Raw genomic sequence first — 18,236 nt, 5'->3', positions numbered from 1 at the left:
GTGCGGGGCCCGGCGGCCGCCGGCCGACCCGGCCGACCACCTTCCCGCGTGCCTCGCGGGCACGCCGGAGGCCCGGCCGCGGACGATCCGTCCGCGGCCGGGCCTCGTGGCGCTCCCCGCCCGCCGCCCGGTCAGGCGGCGGCCGTGACCAGGGACCCGGCCGGCGAGAGCGCGAGCTCCAGCACCTGCCGCACATCGGTCACCGGGTGCACGTCCAGCGTGTCGAGGATCTCGGCCGGGACGTCGTCCAGGTCGGCCTCGTTCCGCTTCGGGATGATCACCGTGGTGATGCCCGCCCGGTGGGCGGCCAGCAGCTTCTGCTTCACCCCGCCGATGGGCAGGACCCGCCCCGTCAGCGACACCTCGCCGGTCATCGCCACGTCCGTGCGCACCTGGCGTCCGGAGAGCAGCGAGGCGAGGGCCGTGGTCATCGTGACGCCGGCGCTCGGGCCGTCCTTGGGGACCGCGCCCGCCGGGAAGTGGATGTGCACTCCGCGGTCCTTGAGGTCGGCGACCGGGAGCTCCAGCTCCGCGCCGTGCGAGCGCAGGAAGCTCAGCGCGATCTGCGCGGACTCCTTCATCACGTCGCCGAGCTGGCCGGTCAGGGTCAGTCCCGCCGCGCCCGTCTCCGGGTCGGCGAGCGACGCCTCCACGAACAGCACGTCCCCGCCCGCGCCGGTGACGGCGAGACCGGTGGCCACGCCCGGCACCGCGGTCCTGCGCTCCGAGGGGTCCTGGGCGGACTCCGGCACATGGTGCGGCCGGCCGATCAGGTCGCGCAGATCGGCGTCGGTGACGGTGAACGGCAGCTCCCGGTCGCCCAGCTCGTGCTGGGCCGCGATCTTGCGGAGCAGCCGGGCGACGGAGCGTTCGAGGTTCCGCACGCCGGCCTCGCGGGTGTACTCGCCGGCGAGCCGGCGCAGGGCCGAGTCGTCGAGGGTGACCTCGCCGGGCTCGATGCCCGCCCGCTCCAGCTGCCGCGGCACCAGGTGGTCCCGGGCGATGACGACCTTCTCGTCCTCCGTGTAGCCGTCGAGCCTGACCAGCTCCATACGGTCGAGCAGGGCCTCCGGGATGGACTCCAGGACGTTGGCGGTGGCGAGGAACACCACGTCGCTGAGGTCGAGTTCGACCTCCAGGTAGTGGTCGCGGAAGGTGTGGTTCTGAGCCGGGTCGAGGACTTCCAGCAGGGCGGCGGCGGGGTCGCCGCGGAAGTCGGAGCCGACCTTGTCGATCTCGTCGAGCAGGACGACCGGGTTCATGGAGCCGGCCTCCTTGATCGCCCGGACGATCCGGCCGGGCAGGGCGCCGACGTAGGTGCGCCGGTGTCCGCGGATCTCCGCCTCGTCGCGCACGCCGCCGAGGGCGACCCGGACGAAGGTGCGGCCCATCGCGTGCGCGACGGACTCGCCGAGGCTGGTCTTGCCGACGCCGGGCGGACCGACCAGCGCGAGCACGGCGCCGCCCCTGCGGCCGCCGACCACGCCCAGCCCCCGGTCGGCGCGCCGCTTGCGCACCGCCAGGTACTCGGTGATCCGCTCCTTCACGTCCGCCAGACCCGCGTGCTCGGCGTCGAGCAGGGCCTTGGCGCCCTGGATGTCGTAGGCGTCCTCCGTGCGCTCGTTCCACGGCAGTTCGAGGACGGTGTCGAGCCAGGTGCGGATCCAGGAGCCCTCGGGCGACTGGTCGCTCGCCCGCTCCAGCTTCTCGACCTCCTTGAGGGCGGCCTCACGGACCTTGCCGGGCAGATCGGCGGCCTCGACACGGGCGCGGTAGTCGTCGGACTCGTCGCCCTCCGCCTCGCCGTTGAGCTCGCGCAGCTCCTTGCGGACGGCGTCGAGCTGACGGCGCAGCAGGAATTCGCGCTGCTGCTTGTCCACGCCCTCCTGGACGTCCTTGGCGATGGTCTCGGCGACGTCCTGCTCGGCGAGGTGCTCGCGCAGTTGCTCGGTGGCGAGCCGCAGACGGGCGACCGGGTCGGAGGTCTCCAGCAGTTCGATCTTCTGGGCGGTGGTGAGGAACGGCGAGTATCCGGAGTTGTCGGCGAGCTGGGCGACGTCGTCGATCTGCTGGACCCGGTCCACGACCTGCCAGGCACCGCGCTTCTTCAGCCAGGCGGTGGCGAGGGCCTTGTACTCGGTGACGAGCTCGGAGACGGCGCCGGGCGCACCGGTGACGGCCTCCTCGACCACGGTTCCCTCGACCCACAGCGCCCCGCCGGGGCCGGTGGTCCCGGCGCCGATGCGCACCCGGCCGACGCCGCGGATCAGCGCGCCGGGGTCGCCGTCGGACAGCCGGCCGACCTGCTCGACCGTGCCGAGCACACCCGTCGCGGCGTACGTGCCGTCGACCCGGGGAACGAGCAGCACCTTCGGCTTGTTGCCCGAGGGACGGGCTGCCGCCTGGGCGGCCTCGACCGCGGCCCGCACCTCGGTGTCGGACAGGTCGAGCGGTACGACCATGCCCGGCAGCACGACCTCGTCGTCGAGCGGCAGCACGGGCAGAGTGAGCGGCGAGTGGACAGTGAAGTCGTCGGCATCGGCAGCCATGATCTCCCCTAACGCAGTCAAGTTGAGCTGTATGGACTCAATGCACGTGAGCCCGGAGATGTTCCCCCGGCTGCGTTCGCTCTGAGCGATCACCCTCCGCCACTGTCCTGTGACGCCGGTCTCTTCGCTTCGCAGCTTTACTCTTCGCGTGATCGTTCGCCTTGCAGAGTGACCTTTCGCTGCGGGGCGGGGTTAGCGCGTCGTGGCACGTGCGTTGGGGGTTCTGCCGGGTGGTGTCTCGGAGCCGCCGGCGGAGGGGTTCGAGGTCGCGTACGCCGACCGGTGCGGGTCGGAGTTCCGCCTGCCTCTGCTGGACGCCCGGGCGGTGCGGTTCGAGGACGTAGCGCCGGTGCGCGCGTTCAAGTCGTACAAGGGATAGCGCATCTGCCGGGCCTGTGGTGGTCTGCGACGGTCGGCGGTCCCCGAAGCAGCAACCCTTCCCCACTACAGTTCCGGCTCGTGACCGATGCCACCCACCGCACTGCTGCGGACGACGACGCGCTTCTGGAGAAACTGCACGCACTCGCATGGGGCGCCGGAGGCGCGATCCCCTCCCGCGGAAGCCTCCCCGACAAGCCCTTCCCGCCTGTCACGTTCGCCCAAGTCGAGCACGCGGAACAGAAGCTCGGTTATCGGCTGCCCGAATTGCTCCGGCGCATCTACACCGAGATCGGTGACGGAGGGTTCGGGCCGGAGGGCGGGCTCGCATCACTGATACCGCGCAGCATTCCGCACTGGCACGTCCAGGACTGGCACTGCGCAACCACCGTCCACGACCAGCGGCCAGGATGGGGGCCACCGGCGTCGTGGTTCTTCCTGACGGGTGGCGGCTGCACCATGGAGTGGCACGTCTCCCTTATAGCGATAGACAACCCAGTGCTCCTCTGGGACGCCGACGGCTGGGAGCCAGACTGGGGCCAGAACCCTCACGATGGCCTGTGCTACGCAGCACCGTCTCTGCGCCAATGGCTGTGGACCTGGGCGGATGGAGGGGACGTGTGGGACGAGGCGCTGGTGCAGATCAAGCAGGACGTCAGCAACTGAACGTGACCCATGTGGCGATCCCCATGGACAAGGAAAACGCAGGGTAAGTCTGCACAGAGTGTCCTCCTCACAGGTCGAATCACTTTGCGTTCCCGAGGTCGCAGCCCCTTCTGAATCCAGAGATCAATCTCACAAGACAGCCACCGCCGACCCGACGTGATCCACATCACCTCGACGCGGACGCCTCAGCGGGTTGTAATAGCCACCAGCAAGAAACGTCTATTACATCTGTTGTGGGGACGGGGAGTTCCGATGGCCTTCGAGTCCACTGCCGCCGCCGTCGACGCATGGGTGCGCGGCTGGGTCGTCTCCCGTGGGGCCGCCGACCCGGTGGCCACCCCCTGGGGGTTCACGGTCGACGTCGGACAGGTCCGGCACGCCACCCGCCATGTGCTGACCGCCGACGACGAGGCCACCGTGCGCGCGGTCGCCGCCGAGGTCTCCGCGCCGACCGTGTGGCTGAAGGTGTTCGCCGAGCCCGCGGCCGTCGTGCGGTGGGCCGGGCCCGACTGGCAGGTCGACGAGCCGGGCTGGCTGATGTGGACCCGGCTGCGCCCGGCGCCCGCAGCGGTGGCCCCGCCCGCCGGTCACACCCTGCGGACCTGGACCCGCGGGGGCGTCGTGCGCGTCCTGGTGACCGACGCCGACGGTTCGTTCGCCGCCCGCGGCCAGATCGCCGCGACCGGGGCGACCGCCGTCGTCGACCAGATCGAGACCGCACCGCAGCACCGGCGCAAGGGCCTCGGGCGGCTGGTGATGCACACCCTGCAGCAGGCAGCGATCGATCAGGGCGCCGGCGTCGCGATCCTCGGCGGCACGCCCGACGGCCGCGCGCTGTACGAGTCGCTCGGCTGGCACGTCCAGGCCCCGCTGGTCAGCCTCTTCCACGCCGCGGACGGCTGACCCGCGCTCGTGCCCGGCCCCGGCCCCGGCACACCCCGCACCGGTGCACGACCGCGCCTCGCCGCCGCGCCCGCCCCGGCTCTCCGGGCCGGTGGGCAGCACCCTCCAGCCGGGCACGGCTCTCCGGGCCGGGCGACCGACCGCCGCCGTGGGCGGGGCCCCGCAGCGCCGTCGCCGCAGCCCCGCCGCCGGCCGTGGCCAACCACCTCGCCCCGCCGCGCCGTCGCGCGGCGTCGGGCGCGGGGTGGCCAGCCGGGACGGCGGCGCGGCGGCGCTCGCCGTGATCCGCGACACCGCCGCCGCGGCCGGCGTCACGGCGGCCGCCGCGTCGGCCGCCGACGCACGGGCGAGCTGGCTGCCGGTCGCCGCCTGCACCTGCGCCGTGCATCTTCCGCCCCGCGCCGCGGGCGGCGGCGCCCCGTCCTGGCTCTGGCCCGCGCAGCCGGGCACCGAGCCGGTCTCCTGGGCGGTGGCGGGGGCCGTCCTCGTGCTGGGTGCGGCCCTGTACGCCTACCGGGGCGCCTTCCGGGGCCGCCGCTGAACCCGCGCGGGTCCCGGCCGGGCACGAGGGAGCGGCCGGGGCCCGCGTACGGCGTCCCGTTGCGGGAAGTGGTTTGAATGCACCGTCCGCTTGCCGCGAGGATGGATGCGGATCCCTGTCGTCACCGCCAGCCGTCCGGAGGTCGTCCCCATGCCCTTCCCCGCGTCCGACACCGGAGCGCCCGTCGTCCTGGACCGGCGCGAGGGCCCGCACGGCGAGGTGGTGCTGCGCAGGCGCCAGACCGGCGGGGAGCCGGTGCACGAGATCATCGCCAACGGCTGCTTCCTGATGGACACCTCCGACGGGCGGTCCGAACGGCTGCTCGTCGACGCGGCGTCCGGCGCCCTGGAGACGGGGAACGTCGCGCCGAGTCTGCTCATCGGCGGGCTCGGGGTCGGCTTCTCGCTGGCCCACGCCGCCGAGAGCGAGCACTGGCGCCACATCGTGGTGGTGGAGCGCGAGGAGGCGATCATCGAATGGCACCGTTCCGGGCCGCTCGCGGCCGTCTCCGGTGCGGCGCTCGGCGATCCGCGCTGCGTGATCCTGCACACGGATCTCGTGGAGCATCTGCGGACGACGGAGGACCGGTTCGACGCCCTGTGCCTGGACATCGACAACGGGCCCGACTGGACGGTGACCGAGGGCAACGGGGAGCTGTACTCGCCCGCCGGACTGGCCTCCTGCGCACGGGTGCTGAAGCCCGGCGGGGTGCTCGCCGTCTGGTCGGCGCAGCCGTCGTCCGCGTTCGAGGAAGCATTGCGGAATGCCGGATTCAGCGGGGTAAGAACCGAAGAGATCCGCGTTGCCCGAGGCGTACCGGACGTGGTGCACCTCGGAGTTCGCCCTGCGTAGCCGGGACCCGCTCGATGCCCTTACGCTGCTGGGACACAAACGGGCCCGGCAGCGGTCCGTCACCATGTGCAGCACGCAGTGAACAGGTAACAGGGGCGGGGCGATGGAGCAGACACACACCACGCACAACGGCGTCGCGGCCACGCCAGGAGCCCAGCGCCGGGTGCTCGTCGTCGAGGACGACGCCACGATCGTGGACGCCATCGCGGCACGGCTGCGGGCCGAGGGCTTCCTGGTCCAGACCGCGCTCGACGGGCCCGCCGCCGTCGACGCCGCCGAGGCGTGGCAGCCCGATCTGATGGTGCTCGACGTCATGCTCCCGGGCTTCGACGGCCTGGAGGTCTGCCGCCGGGTGCAGGCCCAGCGTCCCGTGCCGGTGCTCATGCTCACCGCGCGTGACGACGAGACGGACATGCTGGTCGGGCTCGGCGTCGGCGCCGACGACTACATGACCAAGCCGTTCTCGATGCGCGAGCTCGCCGCCCGGGTCCATGTCCTGCTGCGCCGCGTCGAACGGGCCGCGCTCGCCGCGGTCACCCCGCGCAGCGGCATCCTGCGCCTGGGCGAGCTGGAGATCGACCACGCCCAGCGCCGGGTGCGGGTGCGGGCCGAGGACGTCCATCTGACGCCGACCGAGTTCGATCTGCTGGTGTGCCTGGCCAACACCCCGCGCGCCGTCCTCTCCCGCGAGCAGCTGCTCGCCGAGGTCTGGGACTGGGCCGACGCCTCCGGCACCCGGACGGTCGACAGCCACATCAAGGCGCTGCGGCGGAAGATCGGCGCGGAGCGGATCCGCACCGTCCACGGCGTGGGCTACGCCCTGGAGACGCCGGCGCCATGAGCGGGCGGCCGCGCGGCCGGCTGCGCAGGCGGCTGGGCATCGACTCCCTCACGATCTCGATCAAGACGAAACTGAGCACGCTCGTCGTCGTCTCGGTCCTGATCACCACCGGTCTGATGCTGATGGCCTTCCACAGCAAGACCGAGGTGCGGTTCATCACCATCTTCACGATGATCGCCACGCTGCTGATCACGCAGTTCGTGGCGCACGGCCTGACCGCGCCGCTGGACGAGATGAACAAGGTCGCCCGGGGCATATCGCACGGCGACTACACCCGCCGGGTGCGCGGCGCCGACCGCCGCGACGAGCTGGGCGACCTCGCGTCGACCATCAACCGCATGGCGGACGACCTGGAGGCGGTTGACCGCAACCGCAAGGAGCTGGTCGCCAACGTCTCGCACGAACTGCGCACGCCGATCGCCGCTCTGCGCGCCGTGCTGGAGAACGTGGTCGACGGGGTGTCCGCGGCCGATCCGGAGACCATGCGGACCGCGCTGAAGCAGACGGAGCGCCTCGGCCGGCTGGTGGAGACGCTGCTGGACCTCTCCCGGCTGGACAACGGGGTGCTGCCGCTGCGGGCCCGCCGATTCGAGGTGTGGCCGTACCTTTCGGGAGTGCTGAAGGAGGCCAACCTGGCGTCGGCGCAGCGCGGGCTCGCCTCCGGTTCGGGCCATCACACGCGGACGGACGTGCATCTGCACCTGGACGTCTCGCCGCCCGAGCTGACCGCGCACGCGGACGCGGAGCGGCTGCACCAGGTAGTGGCGAATCTCATCGACAACGCGGTGAAGCACTCGCCGCCGCACGGCCGGGTCACGGTACGGGCCCGGCGCGGCTTCGGCCGGGAGTCGCTGGACCTGGAGGTGCTGGACGAGGGTCCGGGCATCCCGGAGCAGGAACGGCACCGTGTCTTCGAGCGGTTCAACCGCGGTCAGGTCGCCGCGCCGCACGGGCCGGGCAGCGACGGGGGCACGGGGCTCGGGCTCGCGATCGCGCGCTGGGCGGTGGATCTGCACGGCGGTCGTATCGGAGTGGCCGAATCTGCGCGCGGTTGCCGGATACGGGTCACCCTTCCGGGAATCCCCGCACCGAGAGGTTGACGTAGGGTTCGAACCGGAGCGGGTCGTTCTGCGTGGTGGGAAGCAGAGCGGGCAGAAGGCTGCAGGCCACACGGGTGCAGTCGTGAGGCGTCGCACCCTCACAGAGGCGAAACTGGACTTGTTTCCCGCCATTCACAAGCCCGAAACCCGCCTTTCGGTGTGACTTGCGCGACGATGACCGGCCCGGCCTGCACCTCTCGGCCAAGGAGGCGTAGCCTTTATTTCCGCTGTCCATCACCTTGTGAAGCGGAAGAGGGCGGTTCTCGCCGTGTCGTCTCAGTCCCCCAGTAACTCAAGCCTCCAGGCCGACCAAGGCGGGCAGGGTTCCAACCCTGCCGCCGCGTTCGGTGCCAATGAGTGGCTCGTCGACGAGATCTACCAGCAGTACCTCCAGGACCCGAGTTCGGTCGACCGGGCCTGGTGGGACTTCTTCGCCGACTACAAGCCGGGAGCCGGCGCGGCGGACAAGGACAAGGCGGCACCCGCCGCCACGACCGCCCCCACCACGACCGCGAGCGCGCCCGCCGCGCAGCAGGCGGCGCCCGCCCAGGCCGCCCCCGCGGCACCGGCTCCGGCTCCTGCCGCCGCCGAGCCCGCCGCCGCGCCGGCGCCCGCCCCGAAGGCAGCTCCGGCGAAGGCCGCACCGGCCAAGGCCGCGGCCGCCCCCGCGGAGGCCGCCGACGGCCCCGAGTTCGTGACGCTGCGCGGCCCGGCCGCCGCGGTCGCCAAGAACATGGGCGCCTCCCTGGAGCTGCCCACGGCCACGTCCGTGCGCGCCGTGCCGGTGAAGCTGCTGTTCGACAACCGCATCGTCATCAACAACCACCTCAAGCGCGCCCGTGGCGGGAAGATCTCCTTCACCCACCTCATCGGGTACGCGATGGTGCAGGCCATCAAGGCCATGCCGTCGATGAACTGGTCCTTCACGCAGAAGGACGGCAAGCCGACGCTGGTCAAGCCGGAGCACATCAACTTCGGCCTGGCGATCGACCTGGTGAAGCCGAACGGCGACCGCCAGCTGGTCGTCGCGGGCATCAAGAAGGCCGAGACCCTGAACTTCTTCGAGTTCTGGCAGGCCTACGAGGACATCGTCCGGCGCGCCCGCAACAACAAGCTGACGATGGACGACTTCACCGGCGTCACCGTCTCGCTGACCAACCCCGGCGGCCTCGGCACCGTCCACTCGGTGCCGCGTCTGATGCCCGGTCAGTCCGTCATCATGGGCGTCGGCTCGATGGACTACCCGGCCGAGTTCCAGGGCACCTCGCAGGACACCCTGAACAAGCTGGGCATCTCCAAGGTGATGACCCTCACCAGCACCTACGACCACCGGGTCATCCAGGGTGCCGCGTCGGGCGAGTTCCTGCGCATCGTGGCGAACCTCCTCCTCGGCGAGGACGGCTTCTACGACGACATCTTCGAGTCGCTGCGCATCCCCTACGAGCCGGTCCGCTGGCTCAAGGACATCGACGCCTCGCACGACGACGACGTCACCAAGGCCGCGCGGGTCTTCGAGCTGATCCACTCCTACCGGGTCCGCGGCCACGTCATGGCCGACACCGACCCGCTGGAGTACCGCCAGCGCAAGCACCCCGACCTGGACATCACCGAGCACGGCCTCACCCTGTGGGACCTGGAGCGCGAGTTCGCCGTCGGCGGCTTCGCCGGCAAGTCGATGATGAAGCTGCGCGACATCCTCGGCGTGCTGCGCGAGTCGTACTGCCGCACCACCGGCATCGAGTTCATGCACATCCAGGACCCGAAGCAGCGCAAGTGGCTGCAGGACCGGGTGGAGCGCTCGCACTCCAAGCCGGAGCGCGAGGAGCAGCTGCGCATCCTGCGCCGGCTGAACGCCGCCGAGGCGTTCGAGACCTTCCTGCAGACGAAGTACGTCGGCCAGAAGCGCTTCTCCCTGGAGGGCGGCGAGTCCGTCATCCCGCTGCTCGACGCGGTCATCGACTCGGCCGCCGAGTCCCGCCTCGACGAGGTCGTCATCGGCATGGCCCACCGCGGCCGCCTCAACGTGCTGGCCAACATCGTCGGCAAGTCGTACGCCCAGATCTTCCGCGAGTTCGAGGGCAACCTCGACCCGAAGTCGATGCACGGCTCCGGCGACGTGAAGTACCACCTGGGCGCCGAGGGCACCTTCACCGGGCTCGACGGCGAGCAGATCAAGGTCTCCCTGGTCGCCAACCCCTCCCACCTGGAGGCGGTGGACCCGGTCCTGGAGGGTGTCGCCCGCGCCAAGCAGGACGTCATCAACAAGGGCGGCACGGACTTCACCGTCCTGCCGGTCGCCCTGCACGGTGACGCGGCCTTCGCCGGGCAGGGTGTCGTCGCCGAGACGCTGAACATGTCGCAGCTGCGCGGCTACCGCACCGGCGGCACGGTCCACATCGTCATCAACAACCAGGTCGGCTTCACCGCCGCCCCGGAGTCCTCGCGCTCCTCGATGTACGCCACCGACGTGGCCCGCATGATCGAGGCGCCGATCTTCCACGTGAACGGCGACGACCCGGAGGCCGTCGTGCGGGTCGCGCGGCTCGCCTTCGAGTTCCGCCAGGCGTTCAACAAGGACGTCGTGATCGACCTCATCTGCTACCGCCGCCGCGGTCACAACGAGGGCGACAACCCGCAGTTCACCAACCCGCAGATGTACAACCTGATCGACAAGAAGCGTTCGGTGCGCAAGCTCTACACCGAGTCGCTGATCGGTCGCGGCGACATCACGCTGGAAGAGGCGGAGCAGGCGCTCCAGGACTTCCAGGGCCAGCTGGAGAAGGTGTTCGCGGAGGTCCGCGAGGCCACCAGCAACCCGGCCCCGACGCATGTCCCGGACGCCGAGCCGGAGTTCCCGGTCGCGGTCAACACGGCGGTCTCCCAGGAGGTCGTCAAGCGGATCGCGGAGTCCCAGGTCAACATCCCGGACACCATCACCGTGCACCCGCGGCTGCTGCCGCAGATGCAGCGCCGCGCCGCCTCCGTCGAGGACGGCACGATCGACTGGGGCATGGGCGAGACCCTGGCCATCGGTTCGCTGCTGATGGAGGGCACCCCGGTCCGGCTGTCCGGCCAGGACACCCGCCGCGGCACCTTCGGCCAGCGCCACGCGGTGCTCGTGGACCAGGAGACCGGCGAGGACTACACCCCGCTGCTCTACCTGACCGAGGAGCAGGCCCGCTACAACGTCTACGACTCGCTGCTCAGCGAGTACGCGGCGATGGGCTTCGAGTACGGCTACTCGCTGGCCCGCCCCGACGCGCTGGTCATGTGGGAGGCCCAGTTCGGTGACTTCGTCAACGGTGCGCAGACCGTCGTCGACGAGTTCATCTCCTCGGCCGAGCAGAAGTGGAGCCAGCACTCCGGCGTCACGCTGCTGCTGCCGCACGGCTACGAGGGCCAGGGCCCGGACCACAGCTCCGCGCGCCCCGAGCGCTTCCTCCAGATGTGCGCGCAGGACAACATGACGGTCGCGATGCCGACCCTGCCGTCGAACTACTTCCACCTGCTGCGCTGGCAGGTCCACAACCCGCACCACAAGCCGCTGATCGTCTTCACCCCGAAGTCGATGCTGCGTCTGAAGGCCGCGGCGTCCAAGGCGGAGGAGTTCACCACCGGCGGCTTCCGTCCGGTGATCGGGGACGACAGCGTCGACCCGGCCGCGGTGCGCAAGGTCGTCTTCTGCGCGGGCAAGGTCTACTACGACCTCGACGCCGAGCGGAAGAAGCGCGGCACGACGGACACCGCGATCATCCGTCTGGAGCGCCTGTACCCGCTGCCGGGTGCCGAGCTCCAGGCCGAGATCGCCAAGTACCCGAACGCCGAGAAGTACCTGTGGACGCAGGAGGAGCCGGCGAACCAGGGTGCCTGGCCGTTCATCGCGCTCAACCTGATCGACCACCTCGACCTGGCCGTCGGCGCGGACATCCCGCACGGCGAGCGCCTGCGCCGCATCTCGCGCCCGCACAGCTCGTCGCCGGCCGTGGGCTCGAAGAAGCGTCACGAGCAGGAGCAGGAGCAGCTCGTCAACGAGGTCTTCGACGCCTGACCCGGCCTCCCGGCAGGTACGACGTGAAGGGCCCGGCACCCCMCGGGGTGCCGGGCCCTCGCGCGTCCGTTCGGCGGACCGCCGGTGCGGGCGAGCGCGTCCCGGTGGCGTCCGGGCGGCCGCACGCCGTGGGCGCAGGCGCCCGGGGCGGGGGCGGTGACGTTCCGGGCGCGCAGCGCGTGCTCCCGCCGGGCCGGGGGCCCGGTGCCGCGGTCGCACGCGGGCGGCAGCGGCTTCGTACGCGGTGCGGAAGCGGCCGCACCCCGCCCCGCGCTCGCAGGGCGTGCCGCGGGGCGGGCCTCGCACGGCTCGGCGGCCGGGCGCGGACCCCGGGGGCGGGACGGGCGCGAGGGAACGGTGCATATCCTGGCGGGTGAAGCGCGTATCCCGCGTCCGACACGATCCCTGCAAACGGAGCACCGTTGTACTTCACCGACCGCGGCATCGAGGAACTGGAGAAGCGGCGCGGCGAGGAGGAGGTCACCTTCGAGTGGCTCGCCGAGCAGCTGCGGACGTTCGTCGATCTCAACCCGGACTTCGAGGTCCCTGTCGAGCGCCTGGCCACCTGGCTGGCCCGGCTGGACGACGAGGACGACGAGGAGTGATCCGGCCCGCGCCCTGACGGGTCCCCCCGGGGGGCGTGGACCCCGGGGGGACCCGTCAGGGCTCCGAGGTGCGCAGGCGGGCGTAGGTCAGGCCCAGCGCCCCGTGGGCGATCAGCAGCGCGCCGGCGGCGGCCCAGCCGGGGCTGCGGCGGCGCAGGGCCCAGGCGGTCAAGGGGAGGCCCGCGGCGAGCTGGGCGGTGCCGAGGACGCGGGCGCCGGGGCCGTGCAGCCACGGCTCCAGTGCGCCCTCCTCGACGGCGTCCCGCCAGCCGGACCAGGCGAGGTGCTCGGCGCCCCGCTCACGGGCGGCCGCGCGCAGCCAGTCGGCCGGCTGCCCCGGCGTCAGCCCTTCGGGCAGGTCGAGCCCGGTCCGGGCGAGCACCGCGGCGAGAGCGGTCATCCGGGCGTGGGCGTCGGACTCCGGATCGGGCAGGGTCAGCGGCTCCAGGGCCTGGAGATCGAACACAGGGTCGAGGCCGAGGCGGGCCGCGAAGGTGCGCATGGCCTCGTCCTCGCCGGCCGGGGTGCCGTCGGCGAGCCAGACGTAGCCGACCGGGCGGCGGAAACCGGACACGAGGGTGAACCCGGACCGGTCGCCGTCCCACCAGAGGGCGATGACGGGACGGTCCGTGCCGACGGCCGCGGCGGCGGCCCAGCCGGCGAGCACCGCGTCGACCGCTTCGCCGCCGTCGACCCAGGGACGGCCCTCGGGGACGATGACGCTCCATCCCTCGCCCGCGGGGGCGAGGAGGAGGTTCTCGCGCAGCAGCCGGACCTGCCGGCGTACGTCGTCGGGCTCGGCCCGGCACAGCAGCAGGGCGCCCACGGGTGTCGCGTTCATGCCTCCACGCTAGGCCGAGTCCGGCACATCCCGCCCGGCGCGCGGCGGACTGCGCCGTCCGCCGGACACGGCCCGGAGCCGTCTGCCCGCAGTCCGCTCGGCGAGAAGCGCGCGAGAGGGCGCTTGACATCGTCGGCCCGCGATATATCGTGTTCGACAGGAGACGCGATATGTTGCGTCGTGGCGGCCCCGGGAGGTCAGCACCATGACAGAGACGGCATGGGTAGTCGCCGAGCCGGAGAAGCTCGACTTCGACGACCCGGTGACCACCCTCAAGGTGCGCATCGTCAACGGCACGGTCAACGTCGTGGGCACCGACGAGGGTTCCGCCCGGCTGGAGGTCTCCCGGATCGAGGGGCCGCCGCTCGTCGTCACCCGTGACGGCGGCACCCTGACCGTCGCGTACGAGGACCTGCCCTGGCAGGGCTTCCTCAAGCTGCTCGACTTCACGGGTCGGCACCGCAGCGCGGTCGTCTCCCTCGTCGTCCCCGCCGGCGCCTCGGTCGAGGTCGGCGTCGTGGGCGCGGGGGCCGTCGTCTCCGGCGTCCGGGGCACCACCTCCGTACGCGGCGTCAGCGGCGACACCACGCTCGTCGGGCTGGCCGGACCGGTGCTCGCCGAGACGGTCTCGGGCGACCTCGAGGCACAGGCGCTGACCGGCGCCCTCCGCTTCCACAGCGTCTCGGGCGACCTCACCGTCGTCGACGGCGCCGGTTCCACCGTGAAGGCCGAGACGGTGACCGGGAACATGGTCGTCGACATCGGCGCCGCCGGAGAACCGGCCGACATCCGGCTGACCACGGTCTCCGGCGAGGTCGCCATCCGGCTGCCCCACCCGGCCGACGCCACGGTGGAGGCCAACACCGCCAGCGGCGCCGTGTCCAACGCCTTCGAGGACCTGCGGGTCCGCGGGCAGTGGGGCGCCAAGCGGATCACCGGCACCCTCGGCGCGGGCACCGGCACCCTGTCGGCGACCACGGTGTCCGGATCCATCGCCCTGCTGCGCAGGCCCCCGGCGGACGAGGACGGGACGCACGCCGACGCCCCGACCGGAAAGGCGCTCTGACATGCCCCCCGTATTCGCCCATGGCCGGCTCCGGCTCTACCTGCTCAAGCTGCTCGACGAGGCCCCGCGCCACGGCTACGAGGTCATCCGGCTGCTGGAGGAACGCTTCCAGGGGCTGTACGCGCCGAGCGCCGGCACCGTCTACCCGCGGCTGGCCAAGCTGGAGGCCGAGGGCCTGGTCACCCATGCCACCGAGGGAGGCCGCAAGGTCTACTCGATCACCGACGCCGGACGCGCCGAACTCGCCGGACGCGGCGCCGAGCTGGCCGACCTCGAACTCGAGATCCGCGAGTCGGTCTCCGAACTCGCGGCGGAGATCCGCGACGACGTGCGGGGCGCGGCGGGCAGGCTGCGCAGCGAGATGCGCGCGGCGGCCGGCGAGGCGCGCGGACGCGGCGCGAGCGGGCCCGGCGGCCCGGCGGCCGGGGACGGCTTCGGGGATCCGGGGGACCCGGCCACCGACGGCGAGGGCTGGCGGACGGCGAAGGAGGAGCTGCGCCGCGCCCGTCAGGAGTGGAAGGAGCAGGCGCGCCGCGCGAAGGACGAGTCCCGCCGGGCGCGCGAGGACGCCCGCAAGGCGCGCCGTCAGGCCGAGGAGGCCCGGGAGCACGCCCGCTCCGAGATGCAGCGCATCGCCCGCCAGGTGCAGGACCAGGTCCAGGTCCACTTCGCGCGCGGCGACTGGCCCGCCGGGGTGCGCGACGGCCTGTCCGAACTGGCGGGCCAGCTCGGCGGACTGGCCCGCGGCACCGCCTGGCCGCCGCACGTGGAGCCGGACGCGGGCGCCACGGATCCCGAATGGGCGAAGGACACCGTCCCGGAGCCGTCGGCGGATCCCGTACGGGACCTGGAACGGCTGCTGGACCGCTTCCGTGACGACGTCCGGGACGCGGCGCGCGACCGCGGGGTGACCGCGGACCAGCTCGGCGAGGCCCGGCGTCATCTGTCCACGGCGGCGGCGCACATCGTCGCGCTGCTGAACACCCCCCGCGACTGAGTCGCGTCGCGAGGATGCCGCCGCGCCACGGCGCGGCGGCATCCTCGCGCCCGCGGCCGGGTCAGGCCCCGGTCAGCACGATCTTCCCGAAGAGGTCGCCCTTCTCGATCCGCTCGAAGCCCTCGCGGGCCCGGTCCAGCGGGAGCACCTGGTCGATCACGGGCCGGACCCCGGTCACCGCGCAGAAGGAGAGCAGGTCCTCCAGCTCGTCCCGGGATCCCATGGTGGAACCGACGACCTTCAGCTCCAGGAAGAAGATGCGGGTCAGTTCGGCATGGGAGGGGCGGTCGCCGCTGGTCGCCCCCGAGATGACGAGGGTCCCCCCGGGGCGCAGCGACTTGACCGAGTGGGACCAGGTGGCGGCCCCGACCGTCTCGATGACGGCGTCCACGCGGCGCGGCAGCCGCGCACCCGGCTCGAAGGCCTCCTCGGCGCCGAGTTCGACGGCGCGCCGGCGCTTGGCCTCGTCGCGGCTGGTGGCGTACATCCGCAGCCCGGCCGCCCGGCCGAGCACGAGCGCGGCGGTCGCGACACCGCCGCCCGCGCCCTGGACGAGGACCGAGTCACCGGGCCGGACACCGGCGTTGGTGAAGAGCATGCGGTACGCGGTGAGCCACGCGGTCGGCAGGCAGGCGGCCTCCTCGAACGTGAGCTCCGCGGGCTTGGGCAGCACGTTCCACGTGGGCACGCTCACCTGCTCGGCGAAGGTGCCCTGGTAGCGCTCGGTGAGGATGGACCGCGGCTCGTCGGGCCCCACGCCGTGGCCGCTCTGGCCGATGACGGAGTGGAGCACGACCTCGTTGCCGTCCTGGTCGACGCCCGCGGCGTCGCAGCCGAGGATCATCGGCAGCTTGTCCTCGGAGAGGCCGACGCCCCGCAGGGACCACAGGTCGTGGTGGTTGAGGGAGGCGGCCCTGACGGTCACGGTCGTCCAGCCCGGGCGCGCCCCGGGCGCGGGCCGTTCACCCAGTTCGAGGCCGTTCAACGGCTGGTCGCGGTCGATGCGTGCGGCGTAGGCGGCGAACATGACCATGAGCGTAGGGCGACAGCCCTCCCCACGGAACCGCACACCTGTGTGACACGCCCCGCACACCCCCGGGCGGCGTCCGACCCCGCCACGCACCCCGGGAACGCCGGCGGGCCGGCCCCACCCCCGCACGGGATGTGGACCGGCCCGCCGCACATGGCGCTCCGGGCGGACGGCTCAGCGCCGCGCGACCCCCTCGGCACGCGCCGCGGCGGCCACCGCGGCGGTCACCGCGGGAGCGACCCGCTCGTCGAACGGCGACGGGATCACGTAGTCGGCGGACAGGTCGTCCCCGACCACGTCGGCCAGCGCGTTCGCCGCCGCGATCTTCATGCCCTCGGTGATGCGGGAGGCCCGCACCTGGAGCGCGCCGGCGAAGATGCCGGGGAAGGCGAGCACGTTGTTGATCTGGTTCGGGTAGTCCGACCGTCCGGTGGCCACGACGGCCGCGTACTTGTGCGCGACGTCGGGGTGGACCTCCGGGTTCGGGTTGGCCATGGCGAAGACGAACGCGCCCGGCGCCATCGTCGCGACGGCCTCCTCCGGGACGGTGCCGCCGGAGACGCCGATGAAGACGTCCGCGCCGGCGAGCGCGGTCTCCAGCGTGCCGGAGAGCCCGGCCCGGTTGGTGAGCCCGGCGATCTCGCGCTTGACGTCGGTGAGGTCCGTGCGGTCGCGGCTGACGACGCCCTTGCGGTCGGTGACCGCCACGTCGCCGAGGCCGGCCTCCAGCAGGAACTTCGCGATGGCCACACCGGCCGCGCCGGAGCCGGAGATGACGGCGCGGAGGTCGCCCAGACCCCGGCCGGTCAGCTTCGCCGCGTTGCGCAGGGCCGCGAGGGTCACGACGGCGGTGCCGTGCTGGTCGTCGTGGAAGACGGGGATGTCGAGGCGCTCCTGGAGCTTGCGCTCGATCTCGAAGCACCGCGGCGCCGAGATGTCCTCCAGGTTCACGCCGCCGAAGGAGGGGGCGAGCCGGACGACGGTCTCGACGATCTCGTCGGTGTCGGTGGTGGCGAGCGCGATCGGGACCGCGTCCACGCCGCCGAACTGCTTGAAGAGGATCGCTTTCCCCTCCATGACCGGGAGGGACGCCTCCGGGCCGATGTCGCCGAGGCCGAGCACCGCGGTCCCGTCCGTCACGACCGCGACGACCTGGGACTTCCAGGTGTAGTCGTGCACGAGTTCGGGCTGCTCGGCGATTGCGGTGCACACCTTGGCGACGCCGGGTGTGTACGCGAGGGACAGGTCATCCTTGTCCCGCACCGGCACGGTGGCCTGGATGGCCATCTTGCCGCCGCGGTGCAGGGCGAACGCCGCATCGAAGGGCTCGTCGGCACTCTCCGTGGTGACGCTGTCGCTGCGAGGATTGACGATCTCCGCTGCCATGTGGGTTGACCCCTTAAGTCTGCATGTTGAGGGTGGCCACTCCTGGTTGAGGAGGGGTGGGCGGACCCGCGTACGACCTCTGCGCCAGGCGGTTGGCCCGCCGTGGCAGGGGGTGTCTCGTACGCGCGGGCGCGCCGCACAACGCGCCCTGAGCCCCGGATGAGGGGTGTAAGGATCCTTCTTACCGGACAGACCGCACCGCGCACGAGTCGTTTCCTTCGCGGTGACGCGGTTCATAGCGGGGAACCGGGTCAACTCCCGCCGTACGGCGGAATCCACCCAGAAGGCGCACCGGCAAGAGATCTTCCGGTGGGAAGCAGGCATCTCGGCGAATGGTCCGGTCCAGGTATGCCGTCGCCGATGTTCGGGGATCACCCGTTACCCGATTTTGACATGCGCGGCCCCCTGAATGGGCTAGTCCGAATGGCAAGAT

Annotated in this window: 14 protein-coding genes; 10 read left to right on the top strand and 4 right to left on the bottom strand. The window is 72.2% G+C overall.

Annotation, left to right across the window (positions count from 1 at the left end; genetic code table 11):
* Positions 1-131: 131 nt before the first annotated feature.
* Complete coding sequence (gene lon, locus EAO77_RS12730) at positions 132-2,549, bottom strand: endopeptidase La (protein ID WP_147988105.1); 2,418 nt, start codon at positions 2,547-2,549, stop codon at positions 132-134.
* Between the two features lie 459 nt (positions 2,550-3,008).
* On the opposite strand from lon, the gene EAO77_RS12720 reads away from it, so the two are divergent.
* From EAO77_RS12720 to EAO77_RS12685, 8 genes are all read left to right on the top strand, one after another.
* Entirely contained in the window at positions 3,009-3,593 is a 585-nt protein-coding gene (locus tag EAO77_RS12720) for an SMI1/KNR4 family protein (RefSeq protein ID WP_147989102.1), read from the top strand.
* Positions 3,594-3,845: 252 nt separating this feature from the next.
* Complete coding sequence (locus tag EAO77_RS12715; protein WP_147988104.1) at positions 3,846-4,496, top strand: GNAT family N-acetyltransferase; 651 nt, start codon at positions 3,846-3,848, stop codon at positions 4,494-4,496.
* 244 nt (positions 4,497-4,740) lie between these two features.
* Positions 4,741-5,037: a hypothetical protein gene (locus tag EAO77_RS12710; protein WP_147988103.1), complete on the top strand. Its 297-nt coding sequence runs from the start codon at positions 4,741-4,743 to the stop codon at positions 5,035-5,037.
* A gap of 150 nt (positions 5,038-5,187) precedes the next feature.
* Positions 5,188-5,889, top strand: coding sequence for a spermidine synthase (locus EAO77_RS12705; RefSeq protein ID WP_147989101.1), 702 nt, complete (start codon positions 5,188-5,190; stop codon positions 5,887-5,889).
* A 103-nt stretch (positions 5,890-5,992) separates the two neighbouring features.
* A complete protein-coding gene (locus EAO77_RS12700) occupies positions 5,993-6,730 on the top strand; it encodes a response regulator transcription factor (protein WP_147988102.1) in 738 nt (245 codons plus the stop codon).
* Complete coding sequence (locus tag EAO77_RS12695) at positions 6,727-7,830, top strand: ATP-binding protein (RefSeq protein ID WP_147988101.1); 1,104 nt, start codon at positions 6,727-6,729, stop codon at positions 7,828-7,830. The genes EAO77_RS12700 and EAO77_RS12695 overlap by 4 nt, the downstream gene beginning before the upstream one ends.
* A gap of 268 nt (positions 7,831-8,098) precedes the next feature.
* Positions 8,099-11,878: a multifunctional oxoglutarate decarboxylase/oxoglutarate dehydrogenase thiamine pyrophosphate-binding subunit/dihydrolipoyllysine-residue succinyltransferase subunit gene (locus EAO77_RS12690; RefSeq protein ID WP_147988100.1), complete on the top strand. Its 3,780-nt coding sequence runs from the start codon at positions 8,099-8,101 to the stop codon at positions 11,876-11,878.
* 422 nt (positions 11,879-12,300) lie between these two features.
* Entirely contained in the window at positions 12,301-12,483 is a 183-nt protein-coding gene (locus tag EAO77_RS12685; protein ID WP_005312030.1) for a DUF6104 family protein, read from the top strand.
* Between the two features lie 55 nt (positions 12,484-12,538).
* Here EAO77_RS12685 and EAO77_RS12680 read toward each other — a convergent pair whose 3' ends face one another.
* Positions 12,539-13,324: a hypothetical protein gene (locus tag EAO77_RS12680; protein ID WP_147988099.1), complete on the bottom strand. Its 786-nt coding sequence runs from the start codon at positions 13,322-13,324 to the stop codon at positions 12,539-12,541.
* A gap of 205 nt (positions 13,325-13,529) precedes the next feature.
* Here EAO77_RS12680 and EAO77_RS12675 point away from each other — a divergent pair, with 205 nt between their 5' ends.
* Positions 13,530-14,390 carry a DUF4097 family beta strand repeat-containing protein gene (locus EAO77_RS12675; protein WP_147988098.1) on the top strand — a complete coding sequence of 287 codons (861 nt, stop codon included), beginning with the start codon at positions 13,530-13,532 and terminating at the stop codon, positions 14,388-14,390.
* A gap of 1 nt (position 14,391) precedes the next feature.
* Positions 14,392-15,387: a PadR family transcriptional regulator gene (locus EAO77_RS12670; protein WP_147988097.1), complete on the top strand. Its 996-nt coding sequence runs from the start codon at positions 14,392-14,394 to the stop codon at positions 15,385-15,387.
* Between the two features lie 61 nt (positions 15,388-15,448).
* Here EAO77_RS12670 and EAO77_RS12665 read toward each other — a convergent pair whose 3' ends face one another.
* A complete protein-coding gene (locus EAO77_RS12665; protein ID WP_147988096.1) occupies positions 15,449-16,414 on the bottom strand; it encodes a zinc-binding dehydrogenase in 966 nt (321 codons plus the stop codon).
* A 177-nt stretch (positions 16,415-16,591) separates the two neighbouring features.
* Complete coding sequence (locus EAO77_RS12660) at positions 16,592-17,803, bottom strand: NADP-dependent malic enzyme (RefSeq protein ID WP_147988095.1); 1,212 nt, start codon at positions 17,801-17,803, stop codon at positions 16,592-16,594.
* Positions 17,804-18,236 lie beyond the last annotated feature (433 nt).

The organism is Streptomyces sp. T39 (assembly GCF_008042045.1).
Classification (GTDB): Bacteria; Actinomycetota; Actinomycetes; order Streptomycetales; family Streptomycetaceae; genus Streptomyces.
Note: the sequence above shows the minus strand (reverse complement) of the source record. Positions and strands in the feature narration are given on the sequence as shown.